17 protein-coding genes are annotated in these 17,682 nt (G+C 30.5%); 5 read left to right on the forward strand and 12 right to left on the reverse strand.

Translation table 11 applies throughout. The annotated features are described in order from the left end of the window. Positions 1-54 precede the first annotated feature (54 nt). The 3 genes from GOY08_RS02910 to cmk all read right to left on the reverse strand — a co-directional run bounded on the left by GOY08_RS02910 (position 55) and on the right by cmk (position 2,201). Entirely contained in the window at positions 55-267 is a 213-nt protein-coding gene (locus GOY08_RS02910) for a hypothetical protein (RefSeq protein ID WP_158997066.1), read from the reverse strand. A gap of 105 nt (positions 268-372) precedes the next feature. After that, positions 373-654, reverse strand: coding sequence for a hypothetical protein (locus GOY08_RS02915; RefSeq protein ID WP_158997067.1), 282 nt, complete (start codon positions 652-654; stop codon positions 373-375). Positions 655-1,529: 875 nt separating this feature from the next. Then, the gene (gene cmk / locus GOY08_RS02920) at positions 1,530-2,201 is read right to left on the reverse strand and encodes a (d)CMP kinase (protein ID WP_158997068.1); all 672 of its coding nucleotides are present in this window, start codon (positions 2,199-2,201) and stop codon (positions 1,530-1,532) included. Positions 2,202-2,323: 122 nt separating this feature from the next. Here cmk and GOY08_RS02925 point away from each other — a divergent pair, with 122 nt between their 5' ends. The 3 genes from GOY08_RS02925 to gatB are packed head-to-tail and all read left to right on the forward strand — an operon-like array spanning position 2,324 to position 5,693. Beyond that, complete coding sequence (locus GOY08_RS02925) at positions 2,324-2,665, forward strand: Asp-tRNA(Asn)/Glu-tRNA(Gln) amidotransferase subunit GatC (RefSeq protein WP_158997069.1); 342 nt, start codon at positions 2,324-2,326, stop codon at positions 2,663-2,665. 15 nt (positions 2,666-2,680) lie between these two features. Next, complete coding sequence (gatA, locus tag GOY08_RS02930) at positions 2,681-4,159, forward strand: Asp-tRNA(Asn)/Glu-tRNA(Gln) amidotransferase subunit GatA (protein WP_158997070.1); 1,479 nt, start codon at positions 2,681-2,683, stop codon at positions 4,157-4,159. A 28-nt stretch (positions 4,160-4,187) separates the two neighbouring features. Further along, positions 4,188-5,693, forward strand: a complete 1,506-nt coding sequence (gene gatB / locus GOY08_RS02935) for an Asp-tRNA(Asn)/Glu-tRNA(Gln) amidotransferase subunit GatB (RefSeq protein ID WP_158997071.1) — start codon at positions 4,188-4,190, stop codon at positions 5,691-5,693. 1,016 nt (positions 5,694-6,709) lie between these two features. On the opposite strand, the gene GOY08_RS02940 is transcribed toward gatB, so the two are convergent. The 4 genes from GOY08_RS02940 to GOY08_RS02955 all read right to left on the reverse strand — a co-directional run bounded on the left by GOY08_RS02940 (position 6,710) and on the right by GOY08_RS02955 (position 9,529). Beyond that, a complete protein-coding gene (locus GOY08_RS02940; RefSeq protein ID WP_158997072.1) occupies positions 6,710-7,117 on the reverse strand; it encodes a hypothetical protein in 408 nt (135 codons plus the stop codon). Positions 7,118-7,144: 27 nt separating this feature from the next. Further along, positions 7,145-7,528, reverse strand: coding sequence for a hypothetical protein (locus GOY08_RS02945; RefSeq protein WP_158997073.1), 384 nt, complete (start codon positions 7,526-7,528; stop codon positions 7,145-7,147). 147 nt (positions 7,529-7,675) lie between these two features. Further along, on the reverse strand, positions 7,676-8,644 hold the full coding sequence (locus GOY08_RS02950; protein WP_158997074.1) for a phosphate/phosphite/phosphonate ABC transporter substrate-binding protein: 969 nt from the start codon (positions 8,642-8,644) through the stop codon (positions 7,676-7,678). Further along, the gene (locus GOY08_RS02955; RefSeq protein ID WP_158997075.1) at positions 8,645-9,529 is read right to left on the reverse strand and encodes a substrate-binding periplasmic protein; all 885 of its coding nucleotides are present in this window, start codon (positions 9,527-9,529) and stop codon (positions 8,645-8,647) included. Positions 9,530-9,612: 83 nt separating this feature from the next. Between GOY08_RS02955 and GOY08_RS02960 the strand changes: the two genes are divergently transcribed. After that, positions 9,613-10,080, forward strand: coding sequence for a YaiI/YqxD family protein (locus GOY08_RS02960; RefSeq protein WP_158997076.1), 468 nt, complete (start codon positions 9,613-9,615; stop codon positions 10,078-10,080). Here the strand turns inward: GOY08_RS02960 and GOY08_RS02965 are convergent. The 5 genes from GOY08_RS02965 to nadB all read right to left on the reverse strand — a co-directional run bounded on the left by GOY08_RS02965 (position 10,070) and on the right by nadB (position 16,867). Continuing rightward, complete coding sequence (locus GOY08_RS02965; protein WP_158997077.1) at positions 10,070-11,485, reverse strand: phospholipase C/P1 nuclease family protein; 1,416 nt, start codon at positions 11,483-11,485, stop codon at positions 10,070-10,072. The genes GOY08_RS02960 and GOY08_RS02965 overlap by 11 nt on opposite strands. Positions 11,486-11,499: 14 nt before the next feature. Further along, positions 11,500-12,276 carry a type 2 periplasmic-binding domain-containing protein gene (locus GOY08_RS02970; RefSeq protein ID WP_158997078.1) on the reverse strand — a complete coding sequence of 259 codons (777 nt, stop codon included), beginning with the start codon at positions 12,274-12,276 and terminating at the stop codon, positions 11,500-11,502. Between the two features lie 178 nt (positions 12,277-12,454). After that, the gene (gene ettA, locus GOY08_RS02975; RefSeq protein ID WP_158997079.1) at positions 12,455-14,125 is read right to left on the reverse strand and encodes an energy-dependent translational throttle protein EttA; all 1,671 of its coding nucleotides are present in this window, start codon (positions 14,123-14,125) and stop codon (positions 12,455-12,457) included. Position 14,126: 1 nt separating this feature from the next. After that, positions 14,127-15,206 carry a glycosyltransferase gene (locus GOY08_RS02980; protein ID WP_158997080.1) on the reverse strand — a complete coding sequence of 360 codons (1,080 nt, stop codon included), beginning with the start codon at positions 15,204-15,206 and terminating at the stop codon, positions 14,127-14,129. Between the two features lie 23 nt (positions 15,207-15,229). Further along, a complete protein-coding gene (nadB, locus tag GOY08_RS02985; protein WP_158997081.1) occupies positions 15,230-16,867 on the reverse strand; it encodes an L-aspartate oxidase in 1,638 nt (545 codons plus the stop codon). A 166-nt stretch (positions 16,868-17,033) separates the two neighbouring features. Between nadB and lpoB the strand changes: the two genes are divergently transcribed. Beyond that, positions 17,034-17,660 carry a penicillin-binding protein activator LpoB gene (lpoB, locus tag GOY08_RS02990; RefSeq protein WP_158997082.1) on the forward strand — a complete coding sequence of 209 codons (627 nt, stop codon included), beginning with the start codon at positions 17,034-17,036 and terminating at the stop codon, positions 17,658-17,660. Positions 17,661-17,682: the final 22 nt, after the last annotated feature.

Below are 17,682 nucleotides of genomic sequence, written 5' to 3' on the forward strand. Positions count from 1 at the left end.
GTAGAACAAAAGACATTAAACGAAACTAAAAAGCAATAAATAGATATTAAAAATTTAATTTTGATCATTTTCATTAACTTTCATTTTAGGTTTTATAAAATAAGATATATTCTTAATAAATATTTCAATTTTTCTATTTTCCATATCATCTGTTGCGTAAATTTTTGGCATTAAATTATACGCATAAGGTAAGTCTTTGATTTTTATAATATATTTTTTAAATCCAGTGGGATTACTCCCTGAAAAATCACCAATTATTTCTTCCATCGCAATAGGTTCTCTATATATAATTGAATAATTATTTTCTATTTCTAAATAAATTAGATGTCTTTGTTTATTAATATGATACTTAGAGGCAAAATATATTTCTACTTATAAATCCAATTTTTCATTAGATTTATAATAAAAAATTGGAGGAAAATAGATAAATCTAGTATCATTTATTTTTAAATATTCAAAGACATTATTTTTTACTACAAAAAAACTTAAATCATGATTCCATTCTTTTATAGCTGCGGGATCTAAATTAAAAGAAGTTCTTTTAAAGAGAGGTTCATATGCTTTAAATACTTTATGAGGATTCATTATTTCTGGTGAAAAATTTTTTTCAATCTTAAACTCTTCTTTATATGGTTGATTTTCTTTAGTTTTCATCCTGCCTTAGTCAAAATGCAAGCGGCAAGATAATATAAAAAAAATTATAGTTAATAATTGTAAGATAAATATTTTTGAGTTCAAAGTTCCTCCTTAGAAATAAAGTGCACAAAAAATCAAGCGCATATGCTTTATGCTTTTTAGAAGGAAAAAACAAGTTTTAGAAATCTATAAACTAATAGATAGAAAAATTTTATATATTAATTTGCAACCTAAATTAAAATGATGATATATAATCTATGTAACTAAAGAAGTGTACCCCTTTAGTTGGTATATAGGGGATTTAAGTTATCTAAATTTGGTTAAGTTTGTATGACGTAAAATTACAAGAATTGAAATTTATATAAAGACTTTTTTTATGTATCTTTATTTATATTCTAATTGTAATATCCATTCTTAGATGCTTTTACTACTTTACTAAGTAAACTATAATTAAGAAATTAATTTATGTAATTAATAATCACAAGGCGCTGTAATATTTAAGATGCAGTTCTTTAGATACATGTAAAATAAGTTCTAGAAGCTTTATTTGCCAATCAACTTGTTTTCCATACTGACATCACTATTGCTCCAACATTATTATTAGCGAAAGCTAAGTCAACTCTAATGGGACATTGAAACAAATTCCAGAAATTTAAATATAGAAAATAAAAAATCTGTCAAACGAGAAAGCTTACCAAAATATTAATTTATATGTTTTTTTTTGCATATTTCTGTGTCTAATTTTTTAGATAAAGCTGCATAAAAATTAAAATTTTTATGCAGCTTAATTTATTAAAGTTATTTATTTAGGTAATTTAGTTTTTTAAAATAAATTAGAACATTCTTGCAGTGAATAATTCTTTGCATGAAAATAGTAAATCAATCCAATTTCGTTACTTCACACTCTTTAATTTATTATAAATTTCTACAATATTTATTTTATATTTAGGATTTTGAACTGCTTCCAAAGGAATTTGGAGATTTTCTGCAATTATTTCTTGAATACGTGCAAGATGAAGATTTTTACGTTCTAATTGACTTTTTTTCGCCCATTTTGCTGCTGCTACAATCAAACTTGAAACCTGATCAGCAGTTAATTTTTCAGTATTAATTGTAATATCAAAATCACTATGGTCTTCAATGTCTAAACCATATAGACGCAAGTAACGTTTTCTATTTTGTTCATCTCTTTTTAAAGTTTTATATAATACCTGTTCATAGCTAGATTCTTGTTCTGTTTGGCGGCGATTTATGCGTGAAGCTCTAGCTTCAAGCGGAGCCTGCAACCAGATACGTAACTCAGCATCCATCAACCAGGCAGCTAAGCGCGTACCAATAACTATATTTTCATTAGAAATAGCGTTTCTAATTAAGGTTAAATCTGTTAAATAATCATAGATGAGATTTGTTGCGGCCTCTTTATGTAATTCCTCGAAATTTACGGAAAGTTCTCGCGCTAAATCACGGAAGGTATAATTAACTATTTTTAATTGTAAAGCTTTGCCTACATTTGTTGTTGCGGTCGTATTACCACAACCACTATGTCCTGATATTGCAATTCTCATGAGTGTCTCCATTATTCGTCGAGCCATTTTATCCATAAATGCATTTGATGGTTGATTCAATGCTTCTATCAGATTACTTTGTCAATTTGTTCTATTAGAGGGCTTTGAAAGGATTTTCTTATATGACAACAGAATTTTCGCGTGAAACAGTCAAACGAATAGCAGAGCTAGCAAGATTACAGGTTACTGAAGAAGAAATCGCTACCTACCAAGCTGAACTAGCTAAAATATTAGATGCTTTTAAAGCATTGGCAGATCTCCCATTGCCGGAAGATTTAGCAGGTGATGCCCGTTCAGCTATTATTATGGCCAAAGCTAGTCAAAATAACGACAGTGAAAATATTTCCCGTCTAAGACCTGATGTTATCAATAACTCCATTCAAACACAGGTATTTTTGGAGCAAGCCCCAGAAAGGGAAGGCGTATTTGTTCGAGTTCCTGCAATTTTAACTCCTTCTACTTAATATAGGTTTTTTGTGATGTATAAAAATAAATTTGCCTCAAAGTATACAACAAATCAATTTGAACATAGTGCTGCAGAATTAGTAAAACAATTTCATGCAAAAAAATCTTCACCTGAAGAATATTTAGTCGATCTTTTTGAAAATATTGATCGTTTAAATCCTGAGTTAAATGCATTAACCAGCGTGCAAAAAGATTATGCTTTTGCACAGGCAAAAAAACTTACAAGCTATAGCAATCCTAGCTCTCTTCCGTTGTATGGAGTTCCTATAGTAATTAAAGAGAATATTCAAAAAGTTGGTTTTCCTTTAGAATGTGCTTCTAAAATATTAAAAGGTTATAAAGGTCAATTTAATGCAACTGCGATAGAAAATTTAGAAAAAGCAGGCGCAATCTTGATTGGAACCGCTAACATGGATGAATTTGCAATGGGATCTGCAAATGAGCATAGTGCACATGGATCTGTTAAAAATCCACATGATACCTCTCGGGTTAGCGGAGGATCAAGTGGTGGTTCTGCTGTGACTTGTGCTGCTGGTTTTGCTCCAATCACTTTAGGTTCTGATACTGGTGGGAGTGTGCGACAACCTGCTGGTTACTGTGGCATTTATGGTTTGAAACCAACATATGGGCGGGTTTCTCGCTATGGCTTAGTGGCTTTTGGATCGAGCCTAGATCAAATTTCTCCTTTTGCACGCTGTGTAGAAGATTTGAATTTAGTTATGGGGGTTCTTGGAAAGGAAGATTCCAAAGATGCAACATCCTTAAAAGGTCAGTATTCTAGTTACCCTGATCAGTATTCTTTGCGTGGGAAAAAAGTTGGTGTCTTAAGAAGCATATTAAGTGATGGTGTAGACAAAAATGTGATGCAAGAATTTTTGAACTTGGAATCTGAGCTACAAAAAAAAGGTGTTGAATTTATTGATGTAGAAATACCTTCTTTAGAATATACATTAAGTGTTTATTATTTAATTGCCTGTGCGGAAGCATCGTCTAACTTATCACGTTTTGATGGGATTCGTTTTGGACATAGAGCTAAAAATACTGACGATTTATTTGATTTATATTGTAAAACTAGGGCGGAAGGTTTTGGGAAAGAAGTGAAGCGCCGTATTATGTTAGGTACATTTGCATTGAGCGCAGGATTTTACGATGCATTTTATGGAAAAGCACAAGCTGTGCGTGAATTGATGACAAAACAATTTAACGAACTATTTAAAAAAGTAGATTATATCTATTTACCAACTTCCCCTAATAGTGCGTTTCAATTTGGAATTACAGCTTTTGATCCTATTAAAGAATATCTTTTTGATGTCTTTACAATACCTGCTAATCTAGTTGGAATTCCAGGAATTTCTGTTCCAGCACGAGTTCAACAAGGTGAACTGCCAGTAGGATTACAATTTCTCGCACCTTTGGGTAAAGATGCAGAACTCGTTGCCTTTGCTGCTGAATTAGAGAAAGAAAATTTAATTGGTCTAACAAAACTTATTTAAATAATAAATAAAAGGAAAAGTTCACTCCATGACGGGAAATTCTTTGGTACATTATCCAAAACTTTTAGAAATCACTCAAAAATATGATCTTGTAATTGGTATAGAAGTCCATTGCCAATTGGCTACAAAAAGTAAAATGTTTAGTTCAAGTAAGAATGCCTATGGTGATGCTCCAAACTCAAATATAGATCCAACTTGTTTAGGCTTACCAGGTGCGCTCCCAACAATAAATCAAGAAGCGGTTGACTTAGCCATTAGAATGGGAATTGCCCTTAAAAGTGAGATTCAAAATGTAAGTGTATTTGCAAGAAAAAATTATTTTTATCCTGACTTACCTAAAGGATATCAAATTACACAATATGATAGACCAATTTGTTTTGGTGGTGAAATTATTTTAGCAAATGGAAAAAAAATTGGGATTGAGCGTATTCAAATTGAAGAAGATGCTGGAAAAAATATCCATGTAGGTGAATGTTCATTAGTAGATTTCAATCGCTCAGGAGTCGGTTTAATTGAAATTGTAAGTGCACCTGATATTTCTTCACCAGAAGAAGCTTCAGAATATCTTAAAAAATTACATAGTTTTGTTGTTAATTTAGACATTTCAGATGGGGATTTAGAGCGTGGTAATTTTCGTGCAGATGCCAATGTTTCTATTAAACCGAAAGGATCAAAAATATTAGGTAGACGTTGTGAAATTAAGAACGTAAATTCCTTTAAATATATTGAAAAAGCCATAGCCTATGAAATTGAAAGGCATTTTGATGTTCTGGAAAGCGGTGGCGAAATACAAATGGAAACACGTGGGTATGATAGTGATAAAAATATAACTTTCGGACAAAGATCAAAAGAATCTGCGAAAGATTATCGTTACTTTCCCGAACCAGATCTTCCTCCATTAGTCGTAACTAAAGAAAGAATTGAAAAAGTTATTAAGGAGATGCCAGAATTACCTGAAACTAAGGCAGCTCGTCTAGTTCAAAATTATAATTTACCTGAATATGATGCAAAAGTTATTACTGCTACAAGAATAAACAGTAGTTACTTTGAGAGTCTTTTAAAGCTTACAGAAGGAAAAATCGAAGCAAAACAAATTTCTAATTATTTTATGACAGATGTAATGCGCGCAAGTAAAATAATTGCAGAAAAAAAAGGTGTGTCAATTGATGATTTAACTGAAGTTCCCGTTCCTTTAGAGTATAGTGTTTCATTATTAAATCTACAGGCATCAGGGACTATCAGCGGAAGAATTGCAAAAGATGTTTTTGAAGAAATGTTGGAAACTAATCAATCACCTGAAGAGATAGTTAAGACAAAAAATTTAATCCAAATATCTGATGATACTTCAATAGCTAAAATATGTGAACAAGTGTTACTTGAAAACCCTAATGTGCTTCAGGATTATTTATCAGGCAAAGAGAAACTTTTTGGATTTTTTGTTGGTCAGGCCATGAAGTTATCAGGTGGTAAGTTAAATCCTGGAAAAGTTAATGAAGTACTGAAAAAACTCTTAGACAGCAGAAAAACAAATTAGTCTCTTGCCAATCTAAATGTCTTTTTAATACGCCAAAATAACCTCTCCAGATTTTTAATCTGGAGTTCCTTTAGCCTTTAGCATTGTCTTTTAATAGATTTAATTTAAAGTATCTTAAACAATTAATACTGTCAAATTTTTACACCCTTAAGTATTTAAAAATAGTAAGCAATGTTTAGTAATAAGAAAGATAAAAGGGATAAAAAATAATAAGTATTTTTTCAAAAAAATTATGAAATTTTAAAAAATGTTTTGTGAAGTAATAATAAATTAGGAAAGATTTTTTCTTATAAGAGTGTCTTATAATAATTTTAATATTTATAAAAATTATGATTTTTTATTTGTAAAATTAAAATAGTCATAATTTTTTACCAACTAAATCGCCTATTTTTTTATATCTTTTATTAATAACAACGGGTCATTAACGTATATTTTAATTCATAAAATATACTAAAAATTCTATTTTAATATATTTCATAGATATAGTTTCAATATTTAATAAGAAAATTCCTTTAGTAAGTTAGTATTAATACTAATCTTCAAAGGGACTAGATTGTTACTGAAACGGAAAATATAAAACAGGAATCTACATCGAGCATATTGGTTAGATATCTTAAATGTTGGTGTAAAGTCAATAGTAAATTATGAAATAATCAATTGGTTAAAATTTGATAAAAAACAAAATTTTTATCAACAAAAAATAAGACAGTTTTATTAAGGATATATTAATTTTTTTGTTTAAGAATGAATTTTTCTATCGTTTTTTTTCATAGAAGCATAAATTTTTTTGATATCTAAAATGAATAGATAAAGTCTAAATATTGCAGAAGTGAAAAGAGGATGAAAAAATAACATTACTGGCAATAAATAATTTATATTTTTATCAAGTTAAAATAACTATTAAATAGTGAGAAAAAAAAATTAAAAATAATTATTGGTATGTTATTTTATAATTTACTATGAAGATAACAATATTGTTGCAAATTAAACATCTGTAAATCACTAATTCAACTCTGTTATCTTAATTTTTCAGGCATCGTATTATACACACGAGGTAAGTCTTTTGACCAACGTATCAATTGCGCTTGTTCATTCCTTAAGAAATCAGAAACTTTTTTATTTTTTGGTGTATTTTTTAGAGAGTCAATTCTTTTTTGGAGTTCAATAATACGTTCTGAATTTTCACTCATTGACATAACATCGTCCATAATATCATTAAAAATTTCTTTTTCGTTTGGAGTTAACCCAGTTGTGATTGAGTGTCTGTGATATTGTTTAATACTATCTTTATTCGTATCAATTACGATTGTTCCATCATCTCTTTTTTCTGCAACAATACCTGGGTTTGTATAAATACCAACTTTAGGAACATAATCGCCTAATTGAATAAATGCCGATTTAGAAGGTGGTGGAATATAAACCATAATAATAACTCCTTTGAAGTTCTTTCTCTAAATTCCTAATGTAATTGCATCGACTGCAAAATTTTCAGGTGTAAATTTCTCACGCACAATTCTGAACTGAAGTTCATTTTCTAAATATTTAATAACTCTTGGGTCAGTGTTTTCTTGTTTCAATTCAGTTATTCTATTGTATAAATCTCTTATTTCTTGATGTCTATCATCATTGTTTTGAATATCTGATAAATGCAAACTATAAGCAGCTTTTTGTTCAGGTTCTAAACCATTTTTAATTCCAATTTTTGCTACATCTTGAATATTATCAAAATTAGTATCTAAAATGATCTTTCCATCTTTATTATTGCGTGCAGCAACTCTTACAGGATCTCCAGTTCGTGACCATAATATGTCGTTTGGTGAAATGGTAAAAGCCATAATTTGTTCCTTTACATTATATCTGTATTGATATTTATCAGGATTTAGTTTTGAACTGGCGGAACGAAATTTTAAGTAAAGAAATATTTTGACATAAAAATTGATTTATTTCTGAATCTTTGAAGATTATACAAAAAAATTGATTAGTTAATTATCTTGTTTAGTTAAGACTCTAATATTTTCTTGTTGAAATTGATAAAGCTCTTTTGTAACTGAGAATAATTTTTCATTTGATTTTAGTACGCCGTCTGAATCAAATATTTTTTTAAATTCAGTAGAGTTTTTATGAGTGCACTGGTCAAAACCAGAAATAATAGAAATACTTATTTGTGCTGGGACGTTTTGATTCTCTATGATAGTACTGCTAGGTAAACTTGGGGTAACAGCTATTATAATATAATCTCCAAATTGAACACCTGCTTGTATTTGAGATAAATTGGGATATTTTTTTTCTAAAAAAGACTCTGAAATTGCACCTAAATTTGCCAAATTTTCATTTAATGCCTCAAGAACTGAATTGTAGCTACCTGCAAAAATAGCAGCATAAGGAAAAATATCTTTTTGAAAAAGAAACATTCTAGGTAAAAGAAAACCAATCACACTTTCAGGATCTGAGTAAGCCATTGTTAATTCATTGTTTAATTTTATAATTGTTTCATTAGATAAAATAAAGGATCTTTTTATTTGATTTGATTTTATCATTAGACTTTTCCAAAACTTTGAATTTCCTACTATGATTGCTCGATTTGTTGCAGATCCCTTTTTAGTTAAAAGTAACACGCTTTTTAAGGAACTTTTTTCTGCTGCACTGATATAACCTAAAGCTGATGAAAGACCAAAATGAGCATTACCACGTTGCAATGCAGATAAAACAGCCTTTTCATCAGGAACAAAATTGAATTTTAGATGATATCCCGTTTTTTCTTCGAGACATTTTTGAAAATTATCAATTGAATCATTTTCTTTTAAATAATAAGAATTAGCTAAATAAAATTCTATTGGATAAGATTTCGAACCAATTTCCGGAGTCCCAAGCCATAATTTAACACAACTAGAGCATGTTAGAAGCATGATTACAAATAAAAGGGATTTAAATTTTCGAAATTTACATAGCATTTAATTTATACCTTTTAATATCCACGTTTCATTAATTTCTTTTATTTGCTCTGATTCAGTCATTTTATATAATTCTCTTTCAACTTTTGACTTTAAATCGGGGAACTTGTCATTTACCATTTTTTTTGAAAAAACTAAATAAAATTCTTTCCAAAAAAGAATATTTTTAAAACGAGAAATACTTTCTTCAGCACCTATTTTTTTTAACAATACATCTGTCCTTTCTCTGTCGGCAAGTATAAGATCAAATTTCTTTTCTTTTAACCCTATTAGATTTGTTCGTAAGCTTCTTCCTTCAATTAAATGGCTATTTAATTGTTTGTTTTCAAAAGGATAAGCTTCCCAAAATATTTTTGGGTATGAAAATCCAACTAAAATACCTACACTATAATTGTGAGCAAGCGCATCTTCAAATGTCATGATGGGATTTTCTTGTACATGTTTTGCTAATGCATAAAAACTATAATTTTTAGTATATGTCGGAAGCCTTGGAAAAATAACATATTTATCAAACTTTGTTTTTTTTTCAATTCCTAAAGCCAAATCTGCTTCACCTGAAATAATTTTAGGTAATACTTGAGTCCAATGCACAAGTTCAAATTCAATAGGGATATTTAATCTTGTAAATAATTTAGTTGCTATTTCTATATCTGAACCAACAAGTTTTTTTTGCGAAATATTGTCTCCACCTTTTTCTTCTTTTGTATCTGTAGCCTTTTCATTTGGATCTTTTTTAATTGGTTTTTTTTCAGTTTGAGCTTCTTCTAAATAGCTTCGTATAGGAGTTTCTTCGACAATAATCTTCAATTTTCTTTCTAATGCAATTACTTTTAATTGCATTAAGCTTATGAAAAAGATAAGAATACTGTGGTTTAGGTTTTTCACAATTGTGCTCCAATTAGTTTTAAGAGTCACTCTAGCTTGAAAATCTAGAGTGATATGTGAATTTTATATGATTGAGGAGAAAAATGAAAATATGGATTGATGCCGATGCTTGTCCAGTTGGCATAAGAGAAATTATTTTTAAAGCATCTGAAAGATTAAAAATAACAACAATATTAGTTGCAAATCAAGCCATAAAGTTCCCAAAATCTTTGCATATTTCACAGATTCAAGTAGCTAAAGGGTTTGATGGGGCAGATCAATATATTGTGCAAGAACTCTCTTCGGATGATCTTGTTATAACCGCTGATATTCCTTTAGCTGATTTGGTTGTAAAAAAAGGAGGAGTCGCAATAAGTCCTCGTGGCGAGTTATATAATATCCAGTCAATATCAGAAAAACTATCTTATCGGAACTTTAATCAAATGTTACGGGAAGGAGGACTTATTCAAGGTGGTCCTCCGCAAATGCAAACGACTGATAAACATAAATTTGCTGCTATGTTTGATAAACAATTGAATATTCTATTAAAGAAAAGTGCTACTAAAAATTGATTTTATCTAAAACACTTTTTACTACATTTCGTGTATGACTACCTGCATTATTCATAAGATTACAGGTAACATCAATCATTTGTATTTTTTGTTTTTCAGGTTGATTATTTAGTATTTGTAAAGCTGGAAAAGAATCTTGGAATATGTATTTAGGATCAATTGAATATTCCGCCGGAAACGATCTTGCTATAATTGAAGAAATATCATTATTAACTTTCCAAAAGATATAACTCCCATATGTAGGTTTCGCAAATTTTACGGCTTGTTTTGTTAGTACATTTCTAACATAATTATCATCAAAAGGTGGATAATTACTATCTAATGAAGTATTTTGCATATGATTTATAATTATTGAATTATAATTTTTATTTTCTTTTGCTAATACGGTTTCTTCATAAACAAGCTTTTCTAAAATAAAGTGACGATTTGATACTACATTGATTGTATCACTTAATTTTTTATTTGTTTTATAAAGAGCACCTTCTAATTTATCAAGAATATTTAATCCTATTAAATCAGCTGTTGAATACCCTGGTAAAGGAGTATTGTGATAAGGTTGGGTTAAATCTTGGACGTAGTGAAGAGCCCAACCTAAAAATCTTAATCCCCAATATGGATGTCCTGTTTGAAAGGCTAGTTCAGCTAATTCAATATTTAATTTAATTCTATATTCAGCGTAAGTTTTTTTCAAATATCCAGCAACACTATAAACTAAACTTGCTTCATGATAAAACCCCATGTGAAAAGGAGCTTGACTGCTTATTGCAAAATTTGGGTTGCCAAATGGTTGTGTGCCAAATTGATATTTGTAATTAAATTCTTTCTCATTATCATCAAATAAATGAATATCACTGCCGTAATCAGGTTCATCCGAAGCTGTAGCTAAAACAGCTAGTGAGTTTACCATTTCTCCTTCATTTAATTTAGCAAACTTATATTCACCAACTTCTTTTTCAATTGCTTTTAAAAATATTTCTGAATTATCAATTAAAACCGAATTTTCTTTTGTTTTTTCACCTGGAAGTATTTGGAGATATAAAGGGAACTTTAGCGTTGGGTTAATTCTTAAAGATACTAAAAATTTTTCAACTATTTTAGGGTCACCTGCTACAGCGGTAAATTTTAAGTCAGATGGAACTGGATTAAATATGAAATTATTGTGTTGACTTTTATCAATAGCCCAAAGGTCAACTTTATTTAATACAGCTGGAATTTGAGAATAAGTACTATTTAAAAAATTTTCTAAAGATTCTGTTTTAACCTGAGGTTTATTGATTAATATATTTGTTTTTTCTATAGAATATTCGGTAATTAAAGCATGATTTTTCCAAGCAAAAGAATTATTACAAAGTATAAATCCACATAACGAAACGAAAAATTTTAAATTAATTTTAGAAGAAAGCATTTTTTCAATTTCCTTTATTTTTTGTTCAAACTATCAATTGCTAGATTTATTTTATCAATTACATTTTTTCCAACCTTTTTAGCACACATAAAATGCCGAATAACGTTTTTTTGATCCACTAATTCCACATATTTTGTATTTTTTTTAATAAAAGGATTTTTTTCTCTGTAATAGTTAAATTCATCCAGGGTTAATATAATATAATCACCTTCATTATTTATTACCTGAATTAACATTTCTTCTTGATTTTTTGAACTTAATACTATGTGTTGATTTATATCATTTTCTTTTTTATAAATAGAATAATTTTTATACTTTTCAAGTAATCTAGCCACTTCCTCTTCGTGATTATAACCAATTTTTAGTATTGGTTTTAAAGTGTTATTATTCATTAATTGCTCTAATGTTTTGATATTTGTAAATCTTTGATCATTTTCTTTTATTGGAATAACTAATTTTGAAGATTTAAAATAAGCTTTGCTAAATAAAGCAAATTTTTCTCTGTCAACACTTTTATAAGCAAATGGGAAACAAACTGGCATTGAATCTTCTTTTATATTGATAAGTGTACGAATCAAAGGCTGATTGTCATATGAAAAGTTTATTTGAGCTCTTTTCAGTATTTTATCTATTAAATGAAAAGCAATTCCATCATCTAATTTTTTTGTTGTAGTATTATCAATAAAAAAAGGCGGCCTATTTTGATATTGAATCAAAATAGAGTTGTCTGCAGCATATGCTGAAATGTTAATCCAAATCAAAAGCTCTAAAAAATACAAAATTTTTAGCATTATTAACTTCCTTTAAATTATGAGTAATTTTAAGAAAATGATATGAATGTTGTCAAGATAAAATTATTTTTTATTGAAACAAAGCTTTTTTTACACTTCTTTATAATTTTAATAAAAAATAAAGCATGATTTTAAAAATCATGCTTTATTTGAATAAGTATTTTTTAATACTAAAATTTTAATGAACAAGTTTTTTAAACTTTAAACGTTTAGGATTCACAGCGTCATCACCTAGTCTCCGTTTTTTATCCGCCATGTAATCTTGATAATTTCCTTCAAACCAAACAACACTACTGTTACCTTCAAAAGCAAGAATATGTGTAGCAATCCGGTCTAAAAAGTAACGATCGTGGCTAATGACAACGGCGCAACCAGGAAAAGACATCAAAGCATCTTCAAGTGCACGTAAAGTATCGACATCAAGATCATTTGTAGGCTCATCTAAAAGTAGTAAATTTCCACCATTCATTACCATTTTAGCTAAATTTAAACGGTTTCTTTCACCACCAGAAAGCTTTCCAACAGCTTTTTGTTGATCTGCACCACGGAAACCAAAGCTTGAGATATAAGATCTAGCTGGAATTTCACGACTTCCAACTTGGATCATTTCTTTCCCTTGACTCAATTCTTGGAAAACAGTTTTATCTCCATCTAAGGTTGATCTGTTTTGATCAACATAACTTATTTTAACTGTTTCACCAATTTTAAGATCACCCTGATCGCCCTGTTCTAAGCCAGCTATCATTTTGAATAAAGTAGTTTTACCAGCTCCATTAGGTCCAATAATTCCAACAATACCACCTGGAGGTAGTTTGAAATTTAAGTTTTCAAAAAGTAATTTGTCACCAAATGATTTTGTTAAGTTAGAAGCTTCAACCACATTATCACCTAATCTTGGTGCTGGTGGGAAAATTATTTCTCGTAATCCTTCTTGTTTTTCATTTTGTTCTTTTAGTAATTCATTGTATGCGCTTATACGCCATTTACTTTTAGCTTGTCTTGCTTTAGGTGACATGCTCATCCAATCTAACTCTCTTTTAAGAGTTTTTTGGCGAGCAGATTCTTGTTTTTCTTCTTCAGATAATCTTTTTGTTTTTTGATCTAGCCAAGAGGAATAGTTACCTTGCCAAGGAATTCCTTCTCCCTTATCCAACTCCAATACCCATTCTGTAACGTTATCGAGAAAATATCTGTCATGTGTAATGGTAACAAGCGTACCTGGGAATTCTTTTAAATATCTTTCTAACCATTGAACACTTTCTGCATCCAAATGGTTTGTCGGCTCATCAAGTAAAAGCAAGTCTGGTTTTTCCATAAGTAATTTACAAAGAGCTACTCTTCTTAATTCACCTCCTGATAAATTTGTTACTTTAGAATCTCCAGGAGGGCATCTTAATGCATCCATTGCAATTTCTATCGTTCTATCAATTTCCCAAGCATTTTTTGCATCAATTTCATCTTGAAGCACAGCTGTTTGCTCAAGAATTTTATTCATTTCATCGTCTTCCAGAGGCTCACCTAACTTTTCATTCAAAGCGTCAAATTTACGAATTAGATCTTTAATATCTTTAACTGCTTCTTCAACATTTTCAAAGACTGTTTTGTTTGGGTCTAATTTTGGTTCTTGTGGTAAATATCCAATTTTAGTTCCTTTTTGAGGAAAAGCTTCTCCTGCGAAGTCTTTATCAACTCCTGCCATTATTTTTAATAATGTAGATTTTCCTGCGCCGTTTGAACCAATAACTCCAATTTTAGCACCATGAAAAAAAGACAAATAAATATCTTTCAAGATATCTTTTCCATTAATATTCTTCCGAAGTCGTACCATATTGTAAATATAATTAGCCATTTTAAGCTTTTCCTTTCCATGTAATATTTATGTTAATAATATAATTCCAAATTGCTGCAATAAAATATCCAAATGCATTAGCTAAATAAACTGTAAAGCCTAAAGTTATTAATTTAAGAGCTATAGCTTGATTGATTAAGGCGCCGCCTAAACAAATTGCATGGAAAGTAATTAATCCTCGAAGAATTTTTTTAAAACCAACTAATTTGTTATTTTTAAAAGTCCAATAATTATTTAAAAAGAAATTTGTTAAAATACTTAATTCAATTGATATAGCTAGGGAGTTTGATTGAGATATATGAAGAAAATATTGGCAGATAAATAAGCTAATGGTAGCAAAAATTAAGCCAGTCGTTCCTATGGAAATGTATTTTATAAACTGAGTTGGAATAATTTGCCCAATACTTAAATCATATAGAGCATGAATATATTGCAATATAACTTTACTGGATAATTTACTTTCACCATGTACTCTACTCTTAAAAGTATACCCAACTTCTTCTATTTTATTATTTTTAGCACGCGCTAAGAATTCTAGTAAAATTTTAAATCCTTTAGGATTTATTTCATTTTTATGAATAACATATACATTTCGTTTTAAGGCAAAAAAACCGCTCATGGGATCACTAATAGATTTTGGTAAAGCAATTTTAGCTAAAACTGTAGCAACCCATGAAATAAACATACGACTTTTGCTCCAGTCTTCTATACCACCACCTTTTACTTTTCTTGAACCAACGACGATTTCAGCCCCATTTTCGAATGCTTTTATGAAGTTTAGCAATGCTTTTTCATCATGTTGAAGGTCTGAATCCATAACCGCAAGAATTTCCCCTTCGGAAATTTCAAAACCAGCGAGTACTGCTGAGCTCAGACCTCTATCATTCATTCTTCTGATTACTCGTAGCCAAGGATATTGAGCACTCAGTGCTCTGGCTATTTCCCATGTTTTATCTGGTGAATTATCATCAACAATGATCACTTCCTTTTTCACATCTGATAACGCTTCTGATATCCTCTCAATAAGGATGGGTACGTTTTTGCTTTCATTGTATGTAGGAATAATTAACGAGATAAACATGCGGCTCTCCAAATATTTTACTTTTAACTTAAAACAACAGTGTCCTTCTTATAATTTACATCATCTGTGTAAGGATAATCTAAAGAATAATGGATCCCTCTACTTTCCTTTCGCATACGCGCACATTTAACTGTAAGTTGAGCCACTACAGCTAAGTTTCTTACTTCTACTAAGGATCTACTTGGAATGATATTCCAATAATACGTTTCTATTTCCTGACAAATTTGATCTATTCTTGCTGCTGCTCGAGCGAGTCGCTTTTCAGTACGAACAATACTTACATAGTTCCACATAGTTCGCCGAATTTCATCCCAAAGTTGACTTATTACAACCATTTCATCAGGTTCACAGGCTTTGCCAATTTTCCAAGGAGGAACTTCTGGTAATCTGTAGTTTTGTAAATCTGGCCAAAGAACTTTTAGATCATCATAAACAAACTGAGCAAAAACAAGGCCTTCGAGTAAAGAGTTGGAAGCTAATCGATTTGCACCATGTAATCCAGTACAAGCCACTTCGCCTATAGCCCAAAGTGCTTTGATCCCTGTTCTCCCTCGTAGATCAGTAACTATTCCTCCGCAACTATAATGTGCTGCAGGAACGACAGGAATTGGTTCTTTTGTAATATCTATCCCTAGACTTAAGCACTTTGCATAAATTCCAGGAAAATGTTGTTGAATAAATTCAGGGTTTTTATGTGAAATATCTAGTAAAACATAAGGTTCGCCAGTTCTTTTTATTTCAGAGTCAATAGCTCTTGCAACAATATCTCTGGGTGCTAATTCTTTTAATGGATGCTCATTTTCCATAAATCTTTTACCGCTTTTAGATTTTAAAATGGCCCCTTCCCCGCGTAGCGCTTCAGAAATTAAGAAGTTTTTTGCATTTGGATGGAATAAACAAGTAGGGTGAAATTGCATAAATTCTAGATTAGCTACCCTCGCACCAGCTCTCCAAGCCATAGCTACCCCATCACCAGCAGCGACGTCGGGATTAGTGGTATATAAGTATAGTTTTCCATGTCCACCAGTTGCTAATATAGTTGCCTTTGCCAAAAAAGCTGAAATTATATTTTCTTTATCATTTATGATGTAAGCACCAAGAACTCTATTTCTTGAAAAATCAGGGCATATTTTATCAGTTACAATAAGATCAATTGCTGTATGAAATTCAAATAAATGAATGTTGCTATTTTTTGCCACTTGTTCAACAAGTGTCTTTTGTAAAGCTGCACCAGTCATGTCATCAGCATGTATAATTCTTCTTGCGCTATGTGCACCTTCTTGTGTTAAATGATACTCAAAATCAATTTGACTATTGGGATCTTTGGGAGTGAAGGGAACACCCATTTCTATTAATTCTTTTATTGCTGCTGGGCCTGCAGCAACAACTTTTCTTACTGTGGCTTCATGACATAAACCACCACCTGCTGCTATAGTATCTTGAGTATGTGCTTCATAACTATCTTGTTCACTTAATACAGAGGCTATTCCTCCTTGAGCCCAACGTGTATTACATTCAAATAGAGATTCTTTTGAAACTAGAGCTACTTTTCCTAATTGACTCAGTTTTAAGGCGGCAGAAGCACCAGCAACTCCTCCACCAATAATTAAAAAATCAAATTCAATATTTTTTCCTACAGCAATAGACGCTTTTTTCACCATAAAGTTTTCCTCAACTCAACTGACGCTTTAAGCCCTGAGAACATTAAGCATGAAGTGAAGGTCTTGCAAGTCTCCTTGTAAAAAGCATATACTTAGCAGCGGTCAATTTATTTATAAATTGGAATGCCTATGTTGCTTTTTGTTATTAAAAAAGAAAGGGTTTTAAATGTTAAATTCTAAAAGAGCAATCTATATATCACCTCTTTTATTAGCAGTTTCGCTCGCTTTGTCTGGCTGCGCCTCATTTGAGGGTGACTATGGAGATGCAAATCAAGCGCAAATTATTGATGATAAATGGAATCCTACAGATGCAACATTAACTGTTCAAAAAATGGTAAAAGATATGTCTGCTGCTCCATGGGTACAAAATTGGCGCGAAGATATGCAAAAAAAGTCCTCTGATAGACCGTTTGTGCTTGTTGATGATATGGAAAATAGAACGAGTGAAATAATTGATACTAAAGCATTATTTGAAGATCTGCGCTCCCAAATTTTGAATGATGGAAAAGTCCGTTTCTTAGATGGTGATGCAAGAAAGAAAATTTTGGATGAATACAAATATCAACAATCTGGTGTTGTTAAAAAAGGACATGTAAAAGGTCCAGGAAATCAATTTGGAGCCGACTTTTTCTTATCTGGTGCTATTTCTAGTATTGTATCTAAACAAGGTGGAAAGAGCTCTGTGCAATATCAAATCGAAATGAAATTGGTAAATATTTCTACTGGCGAATTAGTTTGGAGCGGTATTGAAAAAATTAGAAAAAACTTTAAAAGAAGCAGCGTTGGCTGGTGATTTGTAGTATAGGTTCTGTATA

It is taken from the genome of Pigmentibacter ruber (assembly GCF_009792895.1).
GTDB lineage: Bacteria > Bdellovibrionota_B > Oligoflexia > Silvanigrellales > Silvanigrellaceae > Silvanigrella > Silvanigrella rubra.

Excerpts from the sequence above, each read along its gene's own strand:
- GOY08_RS02910 (WP_158997066.1), bottom strand. The coding sequence starts at position 267 with ATGGAAGAAATAATTGGTGATTTTTCAGGGAGTAATCCCACTGGATTT.
- GOY08_RS02915 (WP_158997067.1), bottom strand. The coding sequence starts at position 654 with ATGAAAACTAAAGAAAATCAACCATATAAAGAAGAGTTTAAGATTGAA.
- cmk (WP_158997068.1), bottom strand. The coding sequence starts at position 2,201 with ATGAGAATTGCAATATCAGGACATAGTGGTTGTGGTAATACGACCGCA.
- GOY08_RS02925 (WP_158997069.1), top strand. The coding sequence starts at position 2,324 with ATGACAACAGAATTTTCGCGTGAAACAGTCAAACGAATAGCAGAGCTA.
- gatA (WP_158997070.1), top strand. The coding sequence starts at position 2,681 with ATGTATAAAAATAAATTTGCCTCAAAGTATACAACAAATCAATTTGAA.
- gatB (WP_158997071.1), top strand. The coding sequence starts at position 4,188 with ATGACGGGAAATTCTTTGGTACATTATCCAAAACTTTTAGAAATCACT.
- GOY08_RS02940 (WP_158997072.1), bottom strand. The coding sequence starts at position 7,117 with ATGGTTTATATTCCACCACCTTCTAAATCGGCATTTATTCAATTAGGC.
- GOY08_RS02945 (WP_158997073.1), bottom strand. The coding sequence starts at position 7,528 with ATGGCTTTTACCATTTCACCAAACGACATATTATGGTCACGAACTGGA.
- GOY08_RS02950 (WP_158997074.1), bottom strand. The coding sequence starts at position 8,644 with ATGCTATGTAAATTTCGAAAATTTAAATCCCTTTTATTTGTAATCATG.
- GOY08_RS02960 (WP_158997076.1), top strand. The coding sequence starts at position 9,613 with ATGAAAATATGGATTGATGCCGATGCTTGTCCAGTTGGCATAAGAGAA.
- GOY08_RS02965 (WP_158997077.1), bottom strand. The coding sequence starts at position 11,485 with ATGCTTTCTTCTAAAATTAATTTAAAATTTTTCGTTTCGTTATGTGGA.
- GOY08_RS02970 (WP_158997078.1), bottom strand. The coding sequence starts at position 12,276 with ATGCTAAAAATTTTGTATTTTTTAGAGCTTTTGATTTGGATTAACATT.
- ettA (WP_158997079.1), bottom strand. The coding sequence starts at position 14,125 with ATGGCTAATTATATTTACAATATGGTACGACTTCGGAAGAATATTAAT.
- GOY08_RS02980 (WP_158997080.1), bottom strand. The coding sequence starts at position 15,206 with ATGTTTATCTCGTTAATTATTCCTACATACAATGAAAGCAAAAACGTA.
- nadB (WP_158997081.1), bottom strand. The coding sequence starts at position 16,867 with ATGGTGAAAAAAGCGTCTATTGCTGTAGGAAAAAATATTGAATTTGAT.
- lpoB (WP_158997082.1), top strand. The coding sequence starts at position 17,034 with ATGTTAAATTCTAAAAGAGCAATCTATATATCACCTCTTTTATTAGCA.